The sequence below is a fragment of the Armatimonas sp. genome (assembly GCF_031410135.1).
Classification (GTDB): Bacteria; Armatimonadota; Armatimonadia; order Armatimonadales; family Armatimonadaceae; genus Armatimonas.
Genome location: NZ_JANNYP010000009.1, coordinates 1 through 1,803 on the forward strand (window position 1 = coordinate 1; position 1,803 = coordinate 1,803).

Annotated in this window: 1 protein-coding gene; it reads left to right on the top strand. The window is 57.0% G+C overall.

Translation table 11 applies throughout. From position 1 onward, the window contains the following. Positions 1 to 1,590 (top strand): alpha/beta hydrolase-fold protein (locus tag RMO15_RS00310; RefSeq protein ID WP_309706796.1); only part of this gene is annotated, 1,590 nt, incomplete at its 5' end. Positions 1,591 to 1,803 lie beyond the last annotated feature (213 nt).

Here is a 1,803-nt window from a genome sequence, read left to right on the forward strand (position 1 = left end):
CAGAATGTCTACCCACTGACACCGGACTCGGAGAAACAGGCCGGGGTGCCCCAAGGGCGCACGGAGAGCAGTAAATTTATCAGTACGAAGTGGTTTCCCGGTACGGAGCGCAACATGCGGCTCTATATCCCGGCACAGTACGACCCGAAGAAGCCTGCCTGTGTTCTGGTGATGCAAGATGGCGGCGGTTTTCGTGACACGACGGTGCTGGACAACCTTATCGCCAAGGGCGAGATTCCGGTGACGATTGGGATTTTTATCACCCCCGGCGTTGTCCCACCTGCCAAAGAAGATGGCCTGCCGCGCTACAACCGCAGCTATGAGTACGACTCTCCAACAGACCGCTATGCCAAGTTTCTGATTGACGAAGTCCTCCCTGAGGTAGGCAAAAAGTACAATCTCTCCAAAGACCCCAACGACCACGCGATTGCGGGCGGCTCGTCGGGGGGGATTGCGGCGTTCACGGCGGCGTTCTTCCGTCCCGATGCCTTCCGACGCGTGATTAGCTTTATCGGCTCCTACACAGATCTAAGAGGCGCGACCAATTATGGCGCACTGGTTCGCAAGTTCGAGCCTAAGCCGATTCGCGTCTTCCAGCAAGACGGCAAGAACGACCAGGACATCTACTCAGGGAGCTGGCCCATTGGCAACATGGACCTTGCGGCAGGCCTAGCATTTGCAAAGTACGACACCGTGATGGTCTGGGGCGAAGGGCGGCATGATGGTGTCCAGTCCAACGCGCTCTTCCCGGATGCCCTGCGCTTCATCTGGAAAGGCTGGCCCGCGCCCATCATCCCACCAACTGACACCCCGCAGCCCATCACCAAGATCGTCACCGCCGCCGACCCTTGGGTGAATAAATTCCCAATAAATCAGCCAAATCGGTTAGATGCAATTACAGGCATCGCCTCAAGGGGTTTTATGGCACTGGGCGGCCCTTCGGGTTTAGCACACAGTTCGGATGGTCGCATTTTCACCACTGAGGAAAGAACCAACCAAGTGAAAATTGCCCCATTTAATTCTCCAGGAAAGACCACGAGTGTTAAGATTCCTGCGCCACGCCAAGTTGTGGTTGGGAAAAATGGCAATGCGTATGTGACCAGCGCGAGTGGCAATATCTGGCTGATCCCGGCAGACAGCAAGCTCAAGCCCAAGGTTGTCGGAAACGTGCCGGATGCATCAGGCGTTACGCTGGTACCAGATCAGACACTTCTGATGGTCTCCAGCGCGACGGAGCGCTTTATCCATGCTTTCCAGATACAGCCCGACGGCTCTCTGGCGCACCAGCAGCCGTACCATGAGGTCTACGTGAACTACGGCGAGACGAAGTCCAATGCAGGCGGAATGGTCACGGATACCAACGGCTGGCTCTATGTTGCTTCGCCTTTCGGGATCCAAGTGCTCGATCAAGCGGGACGTGTGAACGGGATCATCGTTAATCCGTCGCTTGAGCCCACGACACAGCTTGCGTGGTCGGGGAGCACGCTCTACGCACTGACCAAGGATGGGAAAGTTTATGCCCGCAAGACCAAGGCGACGGGCGTTCAGCCTTTCGCTGATCCGCTAAGGCCACCCGCGCCGAGGCTCTGAACCCATCCCCCAGCCCCTTCCCTCAGGACAGGGAAGGGGAGATTTTTACCCTTCCTCCAGAATTGGGAGGAGGGGCAGGGGGAGGAGGGGAGCAGGTATAATGCTCGCATCATGAACCCTGCTATTTTTGCCGTCTCGCTTCTTGCTGCCTTAAACTCCCCAAATACCCCTGTTGTATCGGGGCAGCTTTCCAATCCTCTCGGTGGCCTTGCG